Annotated in this window: 3 protein-coding genes; 1 reads left to right on the top strand and 2 read right to left on the bottom strand. The window is 46.9% G+C overall.

Features of this window, described 5'->3' with window-relative positions:
- Positions 1-314 (top strand): DUF2339 domain-containing protein (locus WAK81_RS09970; RefSeq protein WP_422196682.1); only part of this gene is annotated, 314 nt, incomplete at its 5' end.
- A 99-nt stretch (positions 315-413) separates the two neighbouring features.
- Here WAK81_RS09970 and WAK81_RS09965 read toward each other — a convergent pair.
- A complete protein-coding gene (locus tag WAK81_RS09965; protein WP_422196681.1) occupies positions 414-1,337 on the bottom strand; it encodes a mechanosensitive ion channel family protein in 924 nt (307 codons plus the stop codon).
- 9 nt (positions 1,338-1,346) lie between these two features.
- The gene (locus tag WAK81_RS09960) at positions 1,347-2,126 is read right to left on the bottom strand and encodes a hypothetical protein (protein WP_422196683.1); all 780 of its coding nucleotides are present in this window, start codon (positions 2,124-2,126) and stop codon (positions 1,347-1,349) included.
- Between the last annotated feature and the right edge of the window lie 89 nt (positions 2,127-2,215).

Genomic DNA, 2,215 nt, shown 5'->3' with positions numbered 1-2,215 from the left:
TTTTAAGAGCTTTACATGTGTACCTGCAGACGCCGTTTAATGATTTGGCATTATGGAGCAATGCGACAGTTCAGCTTAGTCTGACCATACTCTGGGTATTGCTGGCTTGGATCACCATGTGGACGGCAACACTCAAAAAACTGAAACCGATGTGGATTTTAGGCGGCAGTATTCTGGTGATTGTGACCTTGAAATTAGTGCTATTTGACCTATCACATATTGGCACTCTGACTCGGGTGATTTCATTCCTGCTGGCAGGTGGGGTGATGCTGCTGATTGCTTATATTGCACCGATGCCGGAGAAAACTGATTGATTGAATCCTCTCCCTAACCCTCTCCTTTAAAAAGGGAGAGGGAACATTCTTCACTGATGTAGGTTTTTGGTTTCGATGTTGCTCTCACCTAAAGTTAATTTATTTAAAATCCGGCTCTCTTTTCAATGCCTTGTCATTGGCGTATTGATCAATTTCTTCATTTTCTAGAGGACGGGAAAGCGGATGATCGACAAAGCCCATTTTCGGCACCGGAATTTCAATCTGGTTTTCGACAAAGCCGTTGCGAATCCGTTCCTGCATTTCATCACGTACTTTCAGGTAGTTTTCCTGTTGGCACCACACTGCAAACAGCAGTTCAATTGAAGATTCACGGAAAGCGGTAACGGTGACTGCAGGTTTCGGGTCAGCCAGAACCAGCGGATATTTATTGGCAACGTCCAGTAGTACTTCGCGCACCTTGATAATATCTTCATGAAAATTGATCGCCAGAGTAATTGGAATACGCCGTATCGGAAATTTTGACAGGTTTTGCACTGGTGCCCGAATCAGCTGTTCATTTGGCAATCGTACATAAATATTATCTTGGGTCAAAAGTTTAACCGAGAGCAGGTCAATCGAGATTACTTCACCTTCAATGGTATGCCCACGAATCAAGGTAATCTGGATGGTATCACCGACTTCAAAAGAACCTTCACCAATCAGGAATAGGCCACTGATCAGGTTGGATGCCGAGGTCTGCGAAGCGAAACCCAGTGCGACCGTTAAAATCCCCGCAGCGCCAAGGAAGACACTGAGTTTAAAGCCGGCCTCTTTCAGGCTGGCCATTACAAACAGCAGGAAGATAAAATAGAAAATCCCGCGGCGCCAGACCAGTTTCTGATGGGCATTAAAACGTACCCCAATGGTCCGAATAAAGGTATTAGAAACAAAGCGCGCAATCAGGAAACCAATAAAGCACAACACCACCGCCACCAAAACTTCGGTCAAACGATCGGTATTGATATTGGTAAATACTCCCTTCAGGCTGTTGGTGACTTCGGTCGGAATATTTGAACTTGGCATCAGACGCCCTTAGAAAAATGAATCAAACATATTAAATAAAGCGCCTGCCGGATCACGCGGTGGATGCAGATAGGCGACTTCGCCGGCATTCGGCGGCGTGCGGTTTTCCACCAGGATCCGCGGTGGACGGTCCGAACTTTCATGCAAGACCCGGATTTGTGAGGTCCATAAGCGGCCGGTACTTTCACTGTAAAAAAGCGGCAGTGCAGGCACTGGCACATTCATCCGGTCAAAGCGCAATTGCTGGTTACTGGTATTGTGAAACTCAATCGGCGTGACCGCACGAAAGGCCCGCGGATGTAACTGTTTCAGTTCGGTTCTGCCATCAACTGCGGTGGCATAGCAGATTTCCCCCGAGCGATGATTGGGGCCAAACCAGGTGTCTTTTGGCAAAATCACCGGCAAGTCAAAAATCGGTTCGCGCTGACCCTCGATAAAACCGGCAATCCATAAAGGCGTGCTGATATAAAGCGTACCGCGCTGTCCGGCAGGAATATAAATCGGATCGACCGGCTTGATCACCACAGATCGGTCTGCAAGACGAGGCATCAGTTGCAGTTTGTTTTGCGTGGATTTGAACATATAGCGTTCAATTTTCACGGGCGGTGGAAAGGCAAAATTCGGATCATCAATCTGATGCCATTGCTGCTCATAATCGTATTGTACGGAAGGACGGAAATATTCCAGTCGCCATTCCTGAATCCCTCGGGTCAGGCGAAACAGCAAGGAGCCAAACTGCCAGGCTTTGGATTGATTTATTTCAAAATTCTGTTCTCCCCACCAGCGCATTTTTGCTGTATTCGGGATTAATTCATCTTTATCTTGCGGCAATCTTGGCACCCTTTCTTGCTAAATCTTTGAAAACATACTTCACGCTG

The sequence above is a fragment of the Acinetobacter sp. genome (assembly GCF_049284435.1).
Taxonomy (GTDB): domain Bacteria; phylum Pseudomonadota; class Gammaproteobacteria; order Pseudomonadales; family Moraxellaceae; genus Acinetobacter.
Note: the sequence above shows the minus strand (reverse complement) of the source record. Positions and strands in the feature narration are given on the sequence as shown.